Source organism: Salipiger sp. PrR002 (genome assembly GCF_010500775.1).
In the GTDB taxonomy this organism is placed as follows: domain Bacteria; phylum Pseudomonadota; class Alphaproteobacteria; order Rhodobacterales; family Rhodobacteraceae; genus Salipiger.
Window position 1 is genome coordinate 1 of sequence record NZ_JAAGOU010000050.1, and the last position, 17,434, is coordinate 17,434.

The window sequence follows — 17,434 nt, forward strand, 5'->3', positions numbered from 1 at the left end:
TCACACACCAAACTTCGTCATTTCACACACCAAACTTCGTCATTTCACACACCGACATTTTTGAAAAAATTTTTCTTTTCAAGGTCTTGCAGGCCACCTTCCAGGGTGTAACTCTATTATAACTCTATTTAACTCCCTCAGAACGCAAAGCCTGTAACAAAATTTCAACGTCCAACCTCTCAGTTCAGCGGATTCCGATCAAACCGCCCCTCGTAAGTCTTGTTCTTGAAGTAGATGTTCTGCTTCGCTCGGAGCGGATTTCGGTTGCCCACGAGCAGCAGGAGCTCATCGGCTGGCATCCCCTGAATCTGCTCGCCTGTCATCAGCTTCTGGCGCTGCTCCGAGTAGGAATAATCCCGGCCCTCGTGTAGCTCCTTGCCTTCGCGAATTTGCTGAGAAAACACCGTGCTGTCTCCGAGATGGCGCGCCGTCCACTCGGCGGTTTCGATGTCGTTGATGTTGAACATGCGCTTGGTGATGCAGGAGCCAAGGATGGCCCGGGTGTCTTCGCGCCCGTAGGCCTTCTCGACCTGGCCGAGATCCTGCGTGACGAAGAGAGCTTCGAACCCAACGCCGGCGGCGACGGTGGCGATGTTGATGACCTGCTCCATCCGCCCCATGCGGACGAACTCATCGAGGACGAGCAGGATCGGGGCCGTGACCTTGCTGTGCCCGTCCTGGCGCACCACAACGCCGAGAACCATGTTGATGAAGAGGCGCATGAACACCGCCTGCTTGTCGACCTGGTCGAGCGGGACGACGATGAAGAGATCGAGCTTGTCCACGAGCAGATCGCTCAGCCGGAAGCTCGAGCGTTCGACAAAGCGCCGCATCTCGTCCGACTGCATCCATTCGAAGGCTTTCGAGACGGCGGTCTGGATCGAGCCACGCTCCCGATCGCCGGCGCGCAGGATGGTGGCCGCGGTCTGGGCGGGGCGGTGCCCAACGAGATCCGCGTTTTCCGCCCAGGCCTCGAGCGTCGCATCCAGATCGGCGGCGAGCAACAGGTCCGCCACGGTGATCAGGTTGCGGCGCTCGGGCTCCTCCTGGGTCACGACCACTTCAACCGCCGCGGCGATCAGCTGCCGGCCCATTTCTGAGAAGTGGGCGCCATCGCCGTGCTCGGGCTTCACGAGCCCGTCTGCGACCAGCGCCACGTCGCGGGCGAGGTAGTCGGGGCGGATGTAATCGAGCGGGTTAAACTGATCGCTGGGCGCTTCGATGAGGCCGAAGGGGTTCAGCACGGCCACCTTGCGGCCGAGCTCCTGGCGATAGCGCCGGGTGACCGCGAAGTTCTCGCCCTTAATGTCCAACACCACGGCCGGCCCCTGGTGGTCGAGGATCGCCGGGATCACCGCGCTGATGCCTTTGCCGCCCCGGGTGCCTGCGACGACCATGTGGTGGCCTGGCCGCCAGAGCTTATCGCCACTCGGCAGGTAGCGCAGGATCTTGCCCTTGTGCAGCGCCAGCGGCAGGCCGGTCTTGTTGCGCGCCATGTGGGCGACATCGCGGGGATCCATCCAGCCGGCTTGCCACGGCCCGGTGCGGGATTTCCGATTCCGGCCGATCTTCGGGTTGAACACGGTCATGATCGGCTGGCGGATCGCCACCGCGAGCCCCATGGCGCCCATGGCGAAGGAGATCGCGATCGCCTGCTGGTGGGGCTCGGGATAGCGCGCCAGCTGCTTGAGGCTTTCCCAGATGGCGCGCGGAAAGGGCCAGCCAGCGACAATCCAGGATTGGTACGCCGCCTGCATGTCGCTCAGGAGCCCTCTGAGGGGCATCAGGGCGACGAGGGTGGCTCCGACCAGGCACACCCAGGCGAGGGCCCTCAGCGGCGTCCTGTGGCGCTCTGCGGCGATCCCGAGGGTGTCGAGGATGACGGCGGCCGCGGCGATGGGCGCGGCGTAGGTGGTCATTGGGTAGATGGCGATCAGCTGGGGCAGGAGAAACACCACAGCCGCGGCTGCGAGGACGGCGCCGGCCATGATCGCCCAGTGGCGGGTTTCCAGGATGAAGGTCATGGCCGGTCCTCTTTGGTATCGTCGGGGAAGAGAAGCTGCCAGAGCCCACGGTCTCGATCGCGGTCAGTGAGGCGCTCTGGCAGCTCGCGACGCACCAGCGCCTGCAGCGCAGGATCGTCGCTCAAATTGTCGAAGACCAAATTGCCTAGAAGGAATTTGATGCGGTCTTCGTCTTTCTTTTGCGTGAGACGACGCCTGGCATCGGCCGCTGCGATCCGGGCGTCGAGTTGGGCTTTCTTCTCGGCCAGCTCTTCTAGCCCGGCGTCGGGCAGGCGTCTTTGGGACATGGGGCACCCTCGCAAAGTCGATGCAACCCTAGCGATAGTGATTTGTGTTGAACAGCTCTAAATGCGCGCTTATACATTGCTGCGCAATGTCGCGTCCTCAGGGGGGCTCCGCCCCCGCGCCGGACGGCTTCCCCCCAAGGCGGCGATGCCGCCTGACGAGGGTTTCCACCCTCGATCTCCCGACCAGCGCCGACAGGCGCTGGACCCTGTTTGCAGCGAGGTCCGTCCGCCGTGGCGATCTATCATCTCAGTGCCAAAGTCATCAGCCGCGCCGGGGGACGGTCCTCTGTTGCGGCCGCGGCCTATCGGTCTGGCGGCCGACTGAGAGATGCGCGGCAGGGGCGTGAGCATGACTACAGCCGCAAGGGCGGCGTGGTGCATTCCGAGATCATGGCACCGGCGAATGCGCCGGAGTGGATGCGGGATCGCGACCAGCTCTGGAATGCGGTTGAGGCGGTGGAGAAACGGCGGGATGCGCAGCTGGCTCGCGAGATCGAACTCGCGCTGCCGCGCGAGCTCGATCGGGAAAGCCGGCTCGAGCTTCTACGCGGGTTCGTAGAGCGTGAATTTGTCGGCCGCGGCATGATCGCGGATGTGGCGGTGCACGAGGGCAAGGCCCGGGATGGGCATGGTCAGCCGCATGCCCACGTCATGCTCAGCATGCGGGAGCTGATCGGCGAGGGGTTCGGCAAGAAGGACCGGAGCTGGAACGCGCCGGACCTGCTGGTGGGCTGGCGGGAGGCCTGGGCGCGAGATGCGAACCGGGCGCTCGAGCGGGCAGGGCGGTCTGAGCGGATCGATCACCGCTCGCTCGATGTTCAACGTGCTGAAGCCGCGCGACAGGCGGAGCGGGCGCGGGAGAGCCGCCAGGACGATTTGGAGCTCGAGCACGAGAAGAAGGTGGTCGAGCTCAGCCGCGAGCCCGAGCCTAAGATTGGGCCGTCGGCCTATGCGCAGGAGAAGCGCGGGATTGCCACGGAGCGCGGCGATGCGTTCCGGGCTGCACAGGCGCGGAACGCGCAGCGCCAGGAGATGGGCTGGCGGCAGCTTGAGCTGCGCCTTGAGTTGAGGGAGCGCGGCCGCGCTTTCGTCGCCTCGGCCCGCGAGCGGCTGGGGCAGCTCTGGGAGCGGGCGGAAGGTGCCATGTCGAGGATCAAGGAGAGGGTTATGGGCGAGGTAGAGCGGCCGCAGGGCCGGGACGGGGATGGGCGTGACGAACGCGGCGATCTTGATCAGCGACGGGCCGCCGTTTTGGGCCGAGAGGTTGCAGCTCCCGAACAGCAGAGGCCAAATGCGGGCCAAGAGCGCGCGGCGCCAGAGGCGCCCGATCAAGATCGGCGCAATGCCATCCTCGGCCGCCACCGCGACACCGGGCAAGAGCGCGGCTCTGGCCGCGACCGGGATCGCGATCGAGAACGATGATTTTTAGAAAGGGCCTGTGTCGTGTCCGAACATCCCTACCATAAGGACCAGCCCGCCGTGACAGCGATGGCCTGGCGCATTTCTGAAGGCGGCACGCAGGAGTTTGCGACCCTCGAGGCATTCGTGGCGGTGTACGGCCAGAGGGCTGCGGACATGCTGGCTCAGGGTGTGTTGCGGTCCGCTCTCTGGGAGATTGGCGTGGCGATAGCGCCGGCGTCCTTCGGAGGCGAAGGGCGCGACCAACCCTTGGGCCTGAAGCTGCGTCCGGTTCAGGACGCAGCGTGATGTTTGAGAATACCCGTTCGCGAGAGGAGTGAAGCGATGTCACCAAAGCAATGGCGTGTCGTGCTCGACGCGGAAAAGCCGCCCGCCTGTGGCGATTGGCTCGCGGCCAATGGCATGGGACCAGGAAGCGAAGAGACCGTTCGGTTTACCTTCCTGGATCACTCGCAGGCGGACGGGTTCACCTTCCGAAATGACGTTAGCATTGATGGGCGTGTCCTCTGCGCGGACAGGCTGTCCCCTGACGCCTATGTTGACGAGGTGCCGTGGCTCCACTTTCCCGATTGCATGAAGGTCGTGGGCGTGCAGCTCCTTGATTGGCGACCTGCCGGATGGCCCCATGACAGGACCCTGTGGCTGCTGACCGTGGAAAGTCTGCCGGCGAACCACGAATTCGAGAGACGATTCATCGAGGCGCGTGACACCCGAAAGGGGGGAGGCTGGTGGCCGTTTCGGCGGTAGCGGCTTAGTCAGCGCATAGCCCCTTCAGCAGGGCGTGCATCTCTTGGACCCCATGATCGCGCCCCGATCGTGTCCTTCGGCAGGGGGAGGATTCGGCTGGGAGCGACAGCCAGTTGGGTTTCAGCTATGGAGCTGGGCCCTGCGGACTTCGCCTGCAACCCGTTGAGAGGAGGCATGAGTGCATCGTCGTCGCGCCCTCGCTCATTCCGCATAAGGCAGACGGCCGTGTAAAGACGGACCTCCGCGATGCGGTGGTCTGCAGCAGGCTGTTCCGGATCGACTGCTCCGGTGCGCTGGAAGGGCGATTCTCACCCGCATAGAGCCGGTCGATTTTGGCATCCAGCGAGCGCATCGCTGACAACGGCTTAGTCCTGCGAAGCGGGTGCCGCGCCGAAATGGGATCACTAAGACCGACGTAGTTGAACAATGAGGTTGTTTTGTCGCCTTCCCTGTATCCTCACCTCAGTCTTTGCGGTGGCAAGGTAGATCATGCTTCGCAACAGGCGTCGAGGCGGCAGCACTTAGCAGCCGGTTAGAACTGCGCGCTGTTGATAAATTTTGCATAGCAAAAAAAACGCACAACCACGCTCATCTATAAATTACTTTTGCCACGCCCGGTAAGAAAACGCAACGAAGATCACTGACAAGACCAGAAGAGCAGATAGCGTAGTATCTACATAGTCATCGCAATGGCAGTATAAAGTGGGGCAATTTTCGTCTGATATAGTTCTTTTTAACTCACTTGAGTTTGATTCCATGGGAGGCGATCCTTTATCTCTGTGTTGGTGTTTGGTAATGATGTGGGGGTGGTCGAAGTATCTATCGAAGAATGAATTCTTCAATTTTCGCTCCTGTGAGTGTCAGTGCATTTATCTCCATTGACTAATTTCTACCTCAATAATAATTGTGAGATCTGTGACGCACTATTTTATAGTATTTTCGCCTTAATCTTGGATTTCTATTAATCCCAGAGGTTCTTGGCTGTTACCTATTGTTGGCGAGATTTACAACGAGAAAATTGCACGTGACGCAACATCTCGAGGCTTGTCGAAAATGTCTGTATCTATGGGTCTTTGCTGAATGATCGTCGGTGACATGGGAGGAAGTTTAATTATAGATGAAAGTTATAGTACGAGGTGGATGTCTAGGATTCTTATTTCCATGTGGTGGCTAGTGAATCCAATTTACTTAAAAGGTGTATCTAATATATACCTTTGGATATAGGGCGTATTCTTTTGGGTCGATCGAGTGAAGTGTCCAGAGCACATCCTATATTGTGCAAGGAGCGGGGAGTAGCTATGCACCTCGGCGGTGCAAGGTGTATCGTGAAGAGGCTAAGTCACTTAAAATGTGTCGTAAGTGTGGTTGAAATATGCCCCCAGAAAGTGGGGTATTAGCCGTCTATTTCTTGTGCTCATAATCTCCTAAAGCTGGAATGGAGCAATGTCGTTGGTAGCCAGGGCGACCTATAAAACTGCGAAATATAACTCGCAGCGCTTAGCTAAAACTGAAAATCAGTACGCAGCCTCTATGGAGGCCGCATGCCGCTTAATGATTGCCATTGGCAAAGATGTGTGGATATACAGGCAGGCGCTGGAAGGATGGAAGTCGCGCCAGCGGCCTACCTCAGCCGATTGAGATTTAGAGGTCAGTCATGCGGATGTGGTGGGGCTTTTTAATATGCACTATTATTGCACTTAGCGGCTACGGTTTTCGGGTGATTGATGGCGCAGAAAAGTCAAATAGGGCAAGCTCTATGTACCTGAATGAATGCGCTTCGTGTCATGGGGATAGACTTGAAGGGGAGTCAGGTTGGCAGCCGAGTGAATTCGGGAGGGACGTTCTCGCTCCGCCTTTAGATAACTCCGGACACGCGTGGCAGCATGCAGATAGGTACCTGATTGAAGCAATGATGAACGTATCCGGAAGTATGAAGGGTCACGTTGAAGGTGGGTTTAGTAAAAGATATGAATATGAAGATTACGAAGCTCTGTTGAATTGGATGAAAAGCCATTGGTCGCGTAGTCATCGTAGTTATCAGCGGCGCCTGAATGAGGTGAGTTTGGGGAAATTCTTTCACAAGGGGGGGTGATAAAATTTCCAGGTCTTGCTTTGGCTTTCGAGACCATGCACTGGCATAGCTACCGGCCCAAACAAGAGTGAACACTATTACCAATAGTGTTCACTCGAGAGACGCTCCCTGGTCCTCGCGCCCGGGCTCCGCGGCGGCTTTCCATCTTCCCGGGTAAACAGAATTCGGGCAATCTGCTTACCATGTCCGAAATGCGCCTGCACGACCCCGCCGGAAATCGGCTCTATCTCAACGCCGAGGAGCGCGCCGCCTTCCTCGCCGCGGCGCGGCGGCAGCCCGCCCGTGACCGCACGCTCTGCGAGATGCTGCACTGGACCGGCTGCCGGCCCTCCGAGCTCTTCGAGATCACCCCGGCCCGCGTCGATCTCTCCGGCGGCATTATTACGATCCGCAGCCTGAAGAAGCGCAAGGATGCTTCCGGGCGGCAGAAGGTGATCTTCCGCAGCGTGCCGGTTCCGGCGGAGTTCCTCGACACGCTCAACACCGCGCATGGCATTCGCGAGGCGCAGCGCTCGCGGAAGAAGGCCGCCCTGCCCATCTGGGAACTCGGCCGGGTACGGGTCTGGCAGATCGTGAAGGGCGTCATGATCGAGGCGGGCGTTCCCGATGCGCCGCACCGCTCGCCCAAGGGGCTGAGGCATGGCTTCGGCGTGCATGCCGTGGTCCAGGGCGTGCCTCTGCACATGCTGCAGCGCTGGCTCGGCCATGCCCAGCTCAGCACGACGGCGATCTATGCCGATGCCGTCGGCCGCGAAGAGCAGGATATCGCCGCCCGGATGTGGCGCTAGGGGCGCGAATTCGGTGACCGCGCTAGTGAGAGGTGAAAAAGGGCTATCGCTTTGAGGTGCTGAGTCCTATGCTGTAAACTAGATTCAATGTCTGTCGTCCTGGTTCGCGTTCAGTACGTCCCCGATGCAGCAAGACGGCCGCTACCTGACAGAGCGTGCAGCGCAAGCCCGTGTCGCCCGCCTTAGTGATGCCTCCGGTGAAGTCGCGTTCGCCGGATTGGTGTCAGAGCTCCGGCGGGCCGGGGACCAAAGAATCAAATTCACTGTCTTTGCTTCCCTTGACGAGCATTTCAAACCGCCGATCTTATCGCTGATGACCTTGTATGACGTATCTGCGGCGGCGGCCCGCACGCACTGGGCCCGCGGGTTGACCACGGCCCTGATTGTCCGGGCGACGGATCAAGAGCCAAAAGCCGACATCATTGCGCAAGCACTGACCGCAAAGAGTGGTTTCAGCCTGGTTGCTTTGCAACGCGCCGCAAAACGCATCGGCCGGCACCCAGGATGCGTCGCTGCGAGGGCAACCAAGCAAGACCGGACCCGGACCCTTGAGGTCGTCATTCGAGGTGCCCGGCGGGACTCAGAGTTGCGCTATACCGATCAGCAAGACGGCTTTAGGCAAGACCTGGTGCGCTACATTTTACGTCAGGTTAGGACCAAGGAGACTGAAGACTCCATCGTCGTTTTGACGCGCCACACACTACAGCGATGGATCGAGCGCGGCGGCGCCGGAGATCCGCGCCAATTCTTGCTTCAAAAGCTGGATCGCTCCATCGTCTACGCGCTTCAGGACGCGGACCTGATCACTGCCACCTCCGAAATTCGCGCGGCGAACTTACACGATCAGAGAGCACAGTCTGCTCGCTTCGGCGTGCCCGATGAGCGCGGCGGATTATGGATTGCGGGGCTTTCTGGATTTGCTACCCAATCTCCACACGTGAAGTATCGCAGCCTGCTAACCTTCCTCACATACTTGGGCCAGGACATGATGAGCGGGGCGCAGATCGCGTATCGCAATCACGCCGTCGACCAAGGCCTCTTCGCGGCCGCGCGTGACTTCCCAGATCTCTTCCGCCCGCGCGCAACGCGGGACGTGTCCTAAGTTTGTCTGAACAAGTGAGCGCGGCGAGCCCGTAACCGGGGGTCATCTCTGACGCCGCGCCGGCCGCAGTGTGATTAGCTCCGTCCCACCGCAGGGCGCGCTCGTCGCGCTCCCTATCACGATATCACGGACAAGCGATTCTCATGGCTTCAAAATGGCAAGGCGGTGAGCGCGATCCACTCCGTGAGTGGTGGGGGATCAGGACCAAAAACTCCGGGCCTGGTATCGACGACGGATCACGCTCCAATTTTTCTTGGGAGCAGTATGGCTTCACGTGCAATCAAAAAGAGAGTGAGCGCGTCACCTGACCTGAATCTCGGGCGCGTTGAGTTTCAGCAAAGCTGCAGCATGCAAACACTTAAGCTGCACTCCTCAACAGAGCTTGAAAACTACTTTAAGGTGTTTCATTTTGGAGAAAACTCCCCTGGTTGCCTTTCATGCCGAACGCAGACCGCGATCTCCTCGCATACCTTGAGGCAGCGAAATCTCTCCAAGAGCAGCTCTCTGCGGCCTCTGCAACTCTGAGCGAAATTCCTCTCTGCAACCCCAAAGTCCATCGGGTGGACGCCTTGGCAGGGCTTCGAGAAGAGCTCGAAGCAATGATGCGGAGGGTCACTGAGGCAGACCAAATCGCGCAGGTCCGCTTGGCAGCTCTGCAAAATTCCAAACATATCTAAAAATACGAATGAGAATAAGCCTCCCCGCCCTGCTGGCGTCGCTGACGTTTGTTTCGGCGGCTGTGGGGATGGGCTACGTTTGGGACACCCGCCGAGATAGCTCTCAAGCTGCGGAACTGTACGCAAACGAGTGTGCGTATTGCCACGGCAATGCTCTCGAAGGCCAACATGGCTGGCGCCTCGCAGTTTTCGACAGTCGCACAGCTGCACCTCCGCTGGACGGAACGGGACACACTTCGCATCACTCGGACCACATGCTTTTGAGAACGATGCGACGAGCTGCACGTCCTGGGTTTGGGCACGCCGGACCAAGCCTGCAAGGCGAATACTCGGAGAAGGAGTTCCGAGAACTCCTAGAGTGGATCAAATCTCACTGGTCGGAGCGAGAGCGACGCTACCAAAGAGATTTAAACACATGGCTCAGTGATGAACCTGGTCCTCGCTGACGCTGGTTGGCACTTTGTAGACGCCGCAGCAGCCTGACGCTTACAGTTCGTGGTCATATCCCCGATCACGGACGGCATGACGCTCCTGCTCGAGGTCGTTTTCGAGGTGCTTTTCCCGCTGCCGCTCTTGGGCTGCGCTCACCTCGTAATCCTCTCGTTCCTGTCTATAGCTCGAGAGCTGTTCTCTGAGAGAGTCGCGGTCTACCCGGGAAAAGGCAGAACGTAGCCGTGCGGCAAGGCCTTCAGAGGTATCCCGTTCGGGCGCTTCAACCTCCGGCAGCTCCTGTTGCCGTTCCTGGCGATCGGCCCAGGCCTCGCGCAGGCGCGTCGCGAGATCTGCAGGCCGATCCCGCCAATCAGGACCACCGGACAGCGTCAGCTCGGCGCGCCCGCCACCTAGGCGATCCAAGGTGCGCTCGGCGGCATGGTCGAGCCAGTCCCGGACATGCCCCGCCAGCTCCCGCGCCATGCGGGCCACCTCGACCGCCTGCTCTTTGATCTCGTGCCAGGCACGCACTCGGCCGACCTCGTGGCCACGCTCCTTCATCTGCCATGCGCCCGGTGAGAGCTGCGGCAGCGGCTCGCGGTCCAGCGAGATCGCTCGCACGGTCTCGCGCAGCTCCGTGCCCTCGTCGCCGCGCTCCCGCGCCTCGGCCGCCCATTCCAGCGCCTCCTCCCGCTGCGCCTCGAGCGTGCGGTGGTCGATGCGCTCCTCGAGGCCGGCGCGCTCGAGGGCGTGGTTGCTGCCAAGCGCCCAGGCCTCGCGCCAATGCTCGAGGAGCTCAACCTTGTTCCAGTCGCGGTTCTTGGTGGTGAACCCCTCGGCGCCGATCTCGCGGGTGGTGAGCAGGATGTGGGCGTGGTGGTTGCGATCATCGCCGTCGCGCCCGGGCGCGTGCAGGGCGATATCCGCGACCATGCCGCGATCCACGAACTGTTCCTGGGCGAAGTCCCGGACCAGCTCGACCCGCTGCGCGTGGGTCAGCTCGGCAGGCAGGGCCACGCGCACCTCGCGGGCCACCTGGCTGTTCTTCCGGGTCTCGGCGCGCTCGACCTGGTTCCACAGCTCGGAACGGTCGTAGGCCCAATCCGGGGAGTGCGCCGGCGCGAGGATTTCGGTGTGATCGACGCCGCTGCGCCCCGCGTAATCGAAGGTCAGCCCCGTACGGTGATCTTCGATACGCTCCGCCGCACGGTAGGCGATAGCCGCCGTGGCGGAGCGGCCCTGACTGCGGGAGATCATCGTGGCTCTAAGATGATAGATCGCCATTTGGGGCCGCACTTCGCTTAGGGGTCGAGGGGAAACGCCAGTCTCCCCCGCCCACACAAACGCTAAGCGTTTGTATAAGTGGGCACTTCGTGGTTGCACCATGAATCAACCTTTGCGAGAAATCAACCGTTCTCAATCGTGCGGAGGTAAGAATGGCGCGCAGTATCGATCAGCAAATTGCGGAGACGCAGGCCAAGCTTGCCCGGCTGAAGGAGAGGCAGAAGGCCAGCGAGACCCGCCGCAAGATCATCGTCGGATCGGTCGCCATCTCCAACGCGCTGAAGGACCCCGAAAAGGCCCGGGCGCTCGGGGCGCTTCTTCGCCGGGCTGTCACCCGGGACGTCGATCAGAAAGAGATCGTCGGCCTCCTGGGGGAATTGGATGACGTGGCAGCGAAGGCAGAGCGACAATGAGCGCCAAAGACCCGTTCCAGATCCTCGCCGATGAGCTGACCCTGATCCGCAAGGACATGGACCAGCTCCAACGCACCAGCCTCGACAAGAAGGACGCCCAGGCCCTGCACAAGAAGTTGGCCGAAGGGGTCGACCGGATGCACAGGGCCGCTTCCGAGGTCCACCAAGCCATCGACAACCGCTTGGTGACCGTCGCTGCGTACCTCAAGGAAGAAGCCACCAAAGCCGCCGAGAAGGCCGCTAGAGACGCCATCCTGAAGGCCCATGACGAGAGCATCGACGCCGCCCGGAACCTCACACAGGCCGCCGGAGAAGCCCGTAGAGAGGCCTGGCGCTACTTCGGGGGGTTCTGGGTCTGGTTGGCCTCCATGCTCGCCACAGGCGTCGTTCTGGGCCTCCTGCTGGCCTATGGGATGGAAACCACAAAGTCTGCGCTCTCGGTTGATGACCTGGTGCGGTACAACTGTGGGCGATCATGGTTTGGCGGGCAGGTGGTCGATCAGGACGACGGGTCGAGCTTCTGCGCCTTCTGGATCACAGAGTAGAACCGGTGACAGGGGTCACTCCGGCCATTGCGCGGCAGGCCAGTCGCGCGACGTGTGGATTACCCGAACAATCGCCAGGATTTCTTCGCCGCCCGCCTGACTAATCACGTAAGCGAGGATGTAGGGCAGACGCGTCACGGATTTTTCGTAGGTTCCTGCCACCCGACCTGGACGCCCTGTCGGCATCTCGCCCAGGGCCAGGGCCGTTCTATCAATGACATCGGCCACGCGACGTGCTGCTGTGGGGTTGTGGCGGGCAATGTAGGAAAGCTGATCTGCAAGATCGGCCAACGCCTCGGTGGACCAGCGAACGGGTCGCCTCATGCGGTGCTGCCAGCTGCATCCTCAATCGCTTGTCGTATGGATGCCATCGCATCGTCATGGCTGACGGTGCGACCGGCTTCCACGTCGGCAAGCCCGCGCTCGATACCATCAATGATGGCCAGTTCGCGATCCACGTAGGCTTCCACCGCTTCAGCCGCGAGGAAGGATCGGCTGCGGCGGGTTCCGTCCGCCAATCTTCCGAGCTTCGCCTTTAGCTGGGGATCCAGGCGGATCGTCATGGTGGTGCTGGCGGGCATGGCCTGTTCTTTCTCAGGATGTGTACATCTGAACACATAGACTATTCCGAAGCTTTTGCAAAGCGCGAGGTCGGTGAACCACCCTAGTGTTAATATTGTTACCTACGGAGTAGTGTTACGAGCCAAAAAATCGGCCTTAACCACATGATATAGAAACAAGAAACCATCCACAGGGTTCCGAAAGGGCCAAATTCTGGTTCCGAAAGGGCCAAATTCTGGTTCCGAAAGGGCCAAACGCCTTGCCCAATCTAACTGGTTCCTGATAGGCCAAACCTAAAAGTTCCTGATAGGCCAAAGGTTCACGCATGAGTTTGCTTCCCGATCGCCACCCAAACCTCGACTTCTTCGTCTTGGATATCGCGGATGCTGTACCGAAGGACGACATGGCGACGATGGAACATCCGCTGTTCTCTCTGGCGACGAAACCAGACATGCGGCACCTCGAATATCGGAGCGGTGATAACGTCGTGAAGATCAGACCGTCTGGTCTCGGGCTGCCAACCATCTTCGACAAGGACATTTTGATTTTCGTTATTAGCCAGCTCATGCACCGAAAGAACCGGGGCGAAGCTATCGGGGAAACCGTACGCTTCTCGGCCCGCGAGCTGTGCGTGGCGACCAACCGGCAGATCGGGGGCGATCACTACAAGCGCCTTGAGAACGCTTTTGCTCGCCTGCAGGGGACGCAGTTCGTCACCAACGTCCGAACAGGCGGGAAGATCGAGACGCGGATTTTCTCGCTGATCGACGAGGGTGGCTTCGTCCGCACGGACGATGAGAGGTTCCGGCTGGATTACTGCGAGGTAAAGCTATCGCGCTGGCTCATGAGGGCTATCGAGTCTGACCAGGTTGTGACCATCTCGAACGACTATTTCCGACTGCGCCGCCCGCTGGAACGCCGCCTTTACGAAATCGCGCGGAAGCACTGTGGCAACAAGCCGAAATGGCAGATTGGCCTGACAACGCTCCAGAACAAGACAGGCAGCAACGCCCCCATCAAACGGTTTCGGCATAACCTGCGCGAAATCATCAAGGCTGACGTGACGCCCTTCTATCGCTTCGAACTGGACGACAACGACTTGGTGAACGTCCGGCCTCGCCAATTCAAAGCTCAGGCTGCGCCCTCCATCTCTCTGCCAGCCTGGGCCGAAGAAAAGGCCCGCGCCATCGCCAGAGAAAAAGGTCGGGACTACTACGCACTGCGCTCTGACTGGCTTGCCTTCGCGCAGGCTGAAACAGCCAAGGGCAATCCGCCGAACAACACCGGCGCAGCCTTCGTCGCCTATTGCGGAAAACAGGACAGCCTGCGCTGACGGCTACCCGAACAACCGCCCCCAGAACCCCTTGCGCGGCTCAGATGGCGCTTGTGGCCGCAGATCGACCAGGAGCGCATGGAGCTGGTCTTCCTTGCGCTCCGCCCGCTCGGCCCGTTCTCTCAAATCCTCGATACGCTGTTCGAGAAAACCGCGTTCGCGCTGGTCGGCCTGAACTTGGGCGCGAAGTTTCTCAACTTCGGCCTGCAACACACTGGTTCCAAGGGGTATTTCATGTGTTTCATTAGGGGTTGTAATTTTCTTCACGGCACTATTTCTGTGCCCGTTAGCATCCTTCCACCTATCCAGCTCAGCCGCGTCTATGCTGTAGGAACCGTCATCCAGACGTTTTGCGCTTAGCTTCCCGTTTTTTATCGCCCTCGAGAGCGTTGGCTTACTGAAACCGGCCGCTTTCGCAGCTTCTCCTAAGGTGTAACTCATGGGTGTAACCGCTCACTCCCAAGGGGTTGCAATTCTCCTCACCTAGCCGTGAGGCTTACAGTTACAGATGTTACACCCTGTTGGCGCGATCTCCAAACGCCTCGCCAGAGAAGCTCTCTCGCAAGCGCGCAAGGCCGATACGTTAGACCCTCGCCGATCATCGTAAAGACAACTAAAAGCATATACAGAAATGATTTCGTCACTCCTGGGTCGTCTCTCAGAAACAAGGTGATCATAAGTCAACAGGTGATTTTTTTACACCTCAGGGAGACCCGTTTGACCAGTGTACCTGCGAATACTTCGACTGCTGCAAGAGTAGTGCCTGTTAACTCCAATGACTTTGCCTGCGCCGAAAACATCGCAGTCGCATTTCTCGTTATAGGGTGCGGCCGCCTACTTAGAAGGTTCGAACCTTCGCTTGGTATCGCTGCACACGGCGGTCGACAGTGCGCACTTCTCGCCGCCAAGTACGAAGCCGAGGCCTTTGTCGCGGGACTGTCCACCGCAAAGAAGCTCATAGCCAGAAGCACTTAAGAGGGAGTGAGCGGACCCGGAGCATGCCAGATGTGATTTTCTCCAAAACCATACATAAACATATAATTTTTTTGTTTTTTTGAGGTGTCGCGCCCTTCCATGAACCGCCCCGGTTTTTTCGGAGCCAGGAAATTATGGCAGCGCCGGACACCCGCCAGGGCCTGCGGCGTCCAGATCAGGTGTGGCATTCAGGAGGCTCCACGTCCTGGCCGGCCTCGAGCTGGGCCAGCCAGTCGTCCGCTTCGGCTTGGGTGACGTGCAGACCAGTGGCCTGATATGCCGACCATGCCTCTACGGCCTCCTGCCGGAACGCTTCGCGCTTTTCCTCGCGCTCGACATATTGGGCGATCGCTTCCCGCATCAGGTAGTGCGGAGTGCGGTGCTGCGCCTTGGCAAGCTGGCGCATCCGAGCGTGAACATCGGCGTCCAGCTTCACCGCGACGGGATGGGTAGCAGGCATGGAATCGCTCCTTGGGTATTACGAGGTAATACCTCTTTTATAGGCCCAGAACTGGAACCAGAGAGGTCTCCAGCGTCGCGGAGACCTGACCGGATCAACCCTGAGTAGCTGGGAGTCGGGGAACGGGTTTTATGGGGCGCGCAACAGCGCGGCCCACCCTCGTCTCGGGGTTGTGCCAAAGGGGAGGTGTACGAGACGATGGTGAGCGCGACGGCCTGCTTGCGAGGAAGATCTGCATCACGTCCCCACCAGGCCTCCGTCAAAGTGGCCCCCTCCCGTCGCGCTCTCGCCACGACGGAGCGTCGCGCTCTTGAGAACGATAGCATCGCTTGAAGACCTCTGCACGCCGCGCTGCAGCTAGGATGTGCCACGACACCCGCTGGCTCCTGGCTCAAAAACATTGACACATGCCATTCTCAGCATGAGGCTGTCTGTGTGCCGTCTGTTTCCATGGCGCCGGTTTTTTGTCCGTTTCTAGCGCAGAATTCATAGTGTCTGAAGCAGTGCCGATCACCCCCACGCCTCTCTCCGAGGACATGTCACGCAGCGCGGCTGAAGCTGTCAGCTTCCTCAAGTCTCTCTCGCATGAGCAGCGCTTGATGATCCTGTGCCATCTCTGCGCCGGAGAGAAATCTGTGGGGGAGCTCATGAACCATGTTGGTGCGCGCCAAGCAGCGACCAGCCAAATGCTCGCGCGGTTACGCGAGGACGGCCTCGTGAAAACCCGACGCAACGGCAAGGTGGTCTTCTACAGGCTCGCGTCAGGAGAAACCGCCGAAGTCATCGGCCTGCTTCACAGGCTGTTTTGCGAAAAGCCTCGGTCCGCTGCAGACCTCCAGAAGCGCGTCCCCCAAACCTGAACTCCGTGATCTTTTGGCTGCACACAGCCCAAGGACGCTCTAAACACATAGCGAGCATACCTCACCTGGCGTAATATTCTTTTGAGTGCAGCGGGATAGAAAGCTCAGGCGGACAATTTCTCCTGTCCCGCGAGAGGAACGCTTTGGGTGGCAACCCCGGCCCGCCCGCTGCACTCACCCTCCACCTCTGCGTTTATGGAGCATAGGCCGAGAATAGTAGGAATACAGACACTCCGTGATGTGCAAGCGCTTTGAATGACCTGCTTCACTCCCTGAAAATAAGTTTGGATCGTGATCCGGTCCTTTTATCAGCACACTTAAATGATCCGTTTTTTGACGCTAGCCGCATAGTTCAAGAACTCATCGCGGCGCTCGAAGTACTCGGTCGCAAAGGCGGCTCTCACCTCGTGGGGAATATCGTCCTCACGCATTTCGCGAACAAAGATGACGATCAGTGTGTTGACGCTATCCCCGATGTCGTCGCCACTGAACACCGCCTCAGTCAGGCGCGCCATAAAGTGCGCCTGCACATCTTGCGACCATCTTCTCCAATTTTGATCTATTCGAAACCAGGCGAGTTCCGGATACTTGGGGGTGCGAGAAGCCATTTGAACATCTTCGCTACAGACCTCCTCAGTCAGCAAGAGATTTGTGCTTTGGCCATAACCTACAAACCATGGTCATACCCCCGATCACGGATGGCATGGCGCTCCTGTTCGAGATCATTTTCGAGCTCCTGCTCCTGCGTCGTGCGTCGTTCATCGAGCTCCTGCTCTTCCCGGTAGGCTGACAGCCTCTCACGCAGGCTGTCGCGCTCTTTTCCGGAAAAGGCGGGCAAGGGCGTCGCGAGATCGGCAGGCCGGTCCTGGTCAGGCCCGTGACCAAAGGTCAGGTTCACTGTCTTTGCTCCCCTTGACGGGCATTTCAAACCAGCGATCTTATCCCCGATGATCCTGCATGACGTATCTGCGGCGGCAGCCCGCACGCACTGGGCCCGTGGGCTGACCACGGACCTGATTGTCCAAGCGGCAGAGCAAGAGCCGAAAGTCGATATCATAGCGGCTGCATTGACCGCAAAGAGCGGGCGCAGCCTCGTTGCTTTGCAACGCGCGGCAAAACGCATTGCCCGGCACCCAGGATGCGCCGCCGCACGGGCAACCAAGCAAGATCGGACCCGGGCCCTCGAGGTGGTCATTCGCGGAGCCCGGCGGGACTCGGAGTTGCGCTATGCCGATCAGCAAGATGGCTTCAGGCAGGACCTGGTGCGCTACATTCTACGTCAGCTTACGGCCAAGGAGACTAAAGACTCCATCGTCGTTTTGACGCGCCACACACTACAGCGATGGATCGAGCGCGGCGGCGCCGGAGATCCGCGCCAATTCTTGCTTCAAAAGCTGGATCGCTCCATCGTCTACGCGCTTCAGGACGCGGACCT

Annotated in this window: 23 protein-coding genes and 1 pseudogene; 12 read left to right on the plus strand and 12 right to left on the minus strand. The window is 59.7% G+C overall.

From position 1 onward, the window contains the following. Positions 1-179: 179 nt before the first annotated feature. Positions 180-2,024: a type IV secretory system conjugative DNA transfer family protein gene (locus G0A00_RS24895; RefSeq protein ID WP_164185156.1), complete on the minus strand. Its 1,845-nt coding sequence runs from the start codon at positions 2,022-2,024 to the stop codon at positions 180-182. Then, positions 2,021-2,311 carry a hypothetical protein gene (locus G0A00_RS24900; protein ID WP_164185154.1) on the minus strand — a complete coding sequence of 97 codons (291 nt, stop codon included), beginning with the start codon at positions 2,309-2,311 and terminating at the stop codon, positions 2,021-2,023. Before G0A00_RS24900 ends, G0A00_RS24895 begins: the two co-directional genes overlap by 4 nt. A 231-nt stretch (positions 2,312-2,542) precedes the next feature. Here G0A00_RS24900 and mobQ (G0A00_RS24905) point away from each other — a divergent pair, with 231 nt between their 5' ends. From mobQ (G0A00_RS24905) to G0A00_RS24915, 3 genes are read left to right on the plus strand one after another with little or no spacing between them, the layout of a single operon-like run. Continuing rightward, a complete protein-coding gene (mobQ, locus tag G0A00_RS24905; RefSeq protein WP_164185152.1) occupies positions 2,543-3,733 on the plus strand; it encodes a MobQ family relaxase in 1,191 nt (396 codons plus the stop codon). Positions 3,734-3,754: 21 nt separating this feature from the next. Then, positions 3,755-4,018, plus strand: a complete 264-nt coding sequence (locus tag G0A00_RS24910; protein ID WP_164185150.1) for a hypothetical protein — start codon at positions 3,755-3,757, stop codon at positions 4,016-4,018. A 36-nt stretch (positions 4,019-4,054) separates the two neighbouring features. Next, entirely contained in the window at positions 4,055-4,477 is a 423-nt protein-coding gene (locus G0A00_RS24915; protein ID WP_164185148.1) for a hypothetical protein, read from the plus strand. Between the two features lie 256 nt (positions 4,478-4,733). Here the strand turns inward: G0A00_RS24915 and G0A00_RS26650 are convergent. Beyond that, positions 4,734-4,904, minus strand: a pseudogene (locus G0A00_RS26650) (IS5/IS1182 family transposase); the annotation flags it as partial. Between the two features lie 1,329 nt (positions 4,905-6,233). Here G0A00_RS26650 and G0A00_RS26920 point away from each other — a divergent pair. Both G0A00_RS26920 and G0A00_RS24920 read left to right on the plus strand, forming a co-directional pair. After that, positions 6,234-6,569 (plus strand): cytochrome c, encoded by a 336-nt coding sequence (locus tag G0A00_RS26920; RefSeq protein WP_368667746.1) that lies wholly within the window; start codon positions 6,234-6,236, stop codon positions 6,567-6,569. Positions 6,570-6,751: 182 nt separating this feature from the next. Further along, positions 6,752-7,357 (plus strand): site-specific integrase, encoded by a 606-nt coding sequence (locus tag G0A00_RS24920; protein WP_164185146.1) that lies wholly within the window; start codon positions 6,752-6,754, stop codon positions 7,355-7,357. Positions 7,358-7,400: 43 nt separating this feature from the next. Here the strand turns inward: G0A00_RS24920 and G0A00_RS26835 are convergent, their stop codons facing one another. Further along, positions 7,401-7,547: a hypothetical protein gene (locus tag G0A00_RS26835; RefSeq protein WP_368667747.1), complete on the minus strand. Its 147-nt coding sequence runs from the start codon at positions 7,545-7,547 to the stop codon at positions 7,401-7,403. On the opposite strand from G0A00_RS26835, the gene G0A00_RS24925 reads away from it, so the two are divergent. Further along, positions 7,482-8,459, plus strand: coding sequence for a hypothetical protein (locus G0A00_RS24925; protein ID WP_164214282.1), 978 nt, complete (start codon positions 7,482-7,484; stop codon positions 8,457-8,459). The genes G0A00_RS26835 and G0A00_RS24925 overlap by 66 nt on opposite strands. Positions 8,460-9,204: 745 nt before the next feature. Continuing rightward, a complete protein-coding gene (locus tag G0A00_RS26925) occupies positions 9,205-9,582 on the plus strand; it encodes a c-type cytochrome (protein WP_164185142.1) in 378 nt (125 codons plus the stop codon). Between the two features lie 40 nt (positions 9,583-9,622). On the opposite strand, the gene mobQ (G0A00_RS24935) is transcribed toward G0A00_RS26925, so the two are convergent. Then, positions 9,623-10,852 (minus strand): MobQ family relaxase, encoded by a 1,230-nt coding sequence (gene mobQ / locus G0A00_RS24935; protein ID WP_164185140.1) that lies wholly within the window; start codon positions 10,850-10,852, stop codon positions 9,623-9,625. Positions 10,853-11,004: 152 nt separating this feature from the next. Between mobQ (G0A00_RS24935) and G0A00_RS24940 the strand changes: the two genes are divergently transcribed. Further along, on the plus strand, positions 11,005-11,265 hold the full coding sequence (locus tag G0A00_RS24940; protein ID WP_164185138.1) for a hypothetical protein: 261 nt from the start codon (positions 11,005-11,007) through the stop codon (positions 11,263-11,265). Next, the gene (locus G0A00_RS24945) at positions 11,262-11,810 is read left to right on the plus strand and encodes a hypothetical protein (RefSeq protein ID WP_164185136.1); all 549 of its coding nucleotides are present in this window, start codon (positions 11,262-11,264) and stop codon (positions 11,808-11,810) included. The genes G0A00_RS24940 and G0A00_RS24945 overlap by 4 nt, the downstream gene beginning before the upstream one ends. Before the next feature lie 15 nt (positions 11,811-11,825). Here the strand turns inward: G0A00_RS24945 and G0A00_RS24950 are convergent, their stop codons facing one another. After that, entirely contained in the window at positions 11,826-12,134 is a 309-nt protein-coding gene (locus tag G0A00_RS24950; protein ID WP_164185134.1) for a type II toxin-antitoxin system RelE/ParE family toxin, read from the minus strand. Then, entirely contained in the window at positions 12,131-12,391 is a 261-nt protein-coding gene (locus tag G0A00_RS24955) for a CopG family ribbon-helix-helix protein (RefSeq protein WP_164185132.1), read from the minus strand. The genes G0A00_RS24950 and G0A00_RS24955 overlap by 4 nt, the downstream gene beginning before the upstream one ends. Before the next feature lie 305 nt (positions 12,392-12,696). Here G0A00_RS24955 and trfA point away from each other — a divergent pair, with 305 nt between their 5' ends. Beyond that, positions 12,697-13,704 (plus strand): plasmid replication initiator TrfA, encoded by a 1,008-nt coding sequence (trfA, locus tag G0A00_RS24960; protein WP_164185130.1) that lies wholly within the window; start codon positions 12,697-12,699, stop codon positions 13,702-13,704. Between the two features lie 3 nt (positions 13,705-13,707). Here trfA and G0A00_RS24965 read toward each other — a convergent pair whose 3' ends face one another. From G0A00_RS24965 to G0A00_RS24975, 3 genes are all read right to left on the minus strand, one after another. Next, the gene (locus G0A00_RS24965) at positions 13,708-14,145 is read right to left on the minus strand and encodes a helix-turn-helix domain-containing protein (protein WP_164185128.1); all 438 of its coding nucleotides are present in this window, start codon (positions 14,143-14,145) and stop codon (positions 13,708-13,710) included. Positions 14,146-14,675: 530 nt separating this feature from the next. Next, entirely contained in the window at positions 14,676-14,867 is a 192-nt protein-coding gene (locus G0A00_RS24970) for a hypothetical protein (protein WP_164185126.1), read from the minus strand. Continuing rightward, entirely contained in the window at positions 14,855-15,139 is a 285-nt protein-coding gene (locus G0A00_RS24975; RefSeq protein ID WP_164185124.1) for a CopG family ribbon-helix-helix protein, read from the minus strand. Before G0A00_RS24975 ends, G0A00_RS24970 begins: the two co-directional genes overlap by 13 nt. Positions 15,140-15,675: 536 nt before the next feature. Here G0A00_RS24975 and G0A00_RS24980 point away from each other — a divergent pair. Next, complete coding sequence (locus G0A00_RS24980) at positions 15,676-15,999, plus strand: metalloregulator ArsR/SmtB family transcription factor (protein WP_164185162.1); 324 nt, start codon at positions 15,676-15,678, stop codon at positions 15,997-15,999. Positions 16,000-16,316: 317 nt separating this feature from the next. Here the strand turns inward: G0A00_RS24980 and G0A00_RS24985 are convergent, their stop codons facing one another. Next, complete coding sequence (locus tag G0A00_RS24985; RefSeq protein WP_164185122.1) at positions 16,317-16,607, minus strand: hypothetical protein; 291 nt, start codon at positions 16,605-16,607, stop codon at positions 16,317-16,319. 59 nt (positions 16,608-16,666) lie between these two features. Then, positions 16,667-16,897 carry a hypothetical protein gene (locus tag G0A00_RS24990; RefSeq protein WP_164185120.1) on the minus strand — a complete coding sequence of 77 codons (231 nt, stop codon included), beginning with the start codon at positions 16,895-16,897 and terminating at the stop codon, positions 16,667-16,669. Positions 16,898-16,946: 49 nt separating this feature from the next. Between G0A00_RS24990 and G0A00_RS24995 the strand changes: the two genes are divergently transcribed. Then, positions 16,947-17,434: hypothetical protein (locus G0A00_RS24995; RefSeq protein WP_164185118.1), on the plus strand; the 488-nt coding region annotated here is incomplete at its 3' end.